The organism is Vibrio sp. HI00D65 (genome assembly GCF_001635455.1).
Taxonomy (GTDB): Bacteria; Pseudomonadota; Gammaproteobacteria; order Enterobacterales; family Vibrionaceae; genus Vibrio.
Map to the genome: position 1 here is coordinate 1 of NZ_LWEH01000406.1, position 425 is coordinate 425.

Consider the following 425-nt stretch of genomic DNA (forward strand, 5'->3'; position numbering starts at 1 on the left):
TGTGAGAATTATGAATTAGGTGAGGTGGCCGAGTGGCCGAAGGCGCTCCCCTGCTAAGGGAGTATGTGGTTTGTAGCTGCATCGAGGGTTCGAATCCCTCCCTCACCGCCATTCGTTACAGGCCGATGGCCTTTTTTTTTCTTCATAGCAAGAAGAATGTGATATATTTCACAACTTCATTCTGAATGAATGAACACCGTGCGTCCTTAGCTCAGCTGGATAGAGTACCTGGCTACGAACCAGGCGGTCGGAGGTTCGAATCCTCCAGGACGCGCCACTATTTAAGGGTCTGTTGATCCTCGTATTGACTCAGTTGATACTAAAACCCGTGCGCTCTTAGCTCAGCTGGATAGAGTACCTGGCTACGAACCAGGCGGTCGGAGGTTCGAATCCTCCAGAGCGCGCCACTATTTTGGGTTTAGTTC

General features: G+C 50.6%; 3 tRNA genes. All 3 read left to right on the plus strand.

The window, feature by feature from the left end:
- Positions 1-18: 18 nt before the first annotated feature.
- The 3 genes from A3712_RS21555 (at position 19) to A3712_RS21565 (ending at position 407) form a co-directional block, all read left to right on the plus strand.
- Positions 19-111: transfer RNA gene (locus A3712_RS21555), tRNA-Ser, on the plus strand.
- An 89-nt stretch (positions 112-200) separates the two neighbouring features.
- Positions 201-277 (plus strand) — tRNA-Arg (locus A3712_RS21560).
- 53 nt (positions 278-330) lie between these two features.
- Positions 331-407, plus strand: a tRNA-Arg gene (locus tag A3712_RS21565).
- The last annotated feature ends 18 nt before the right edge of the window (positions 408-425 follow it).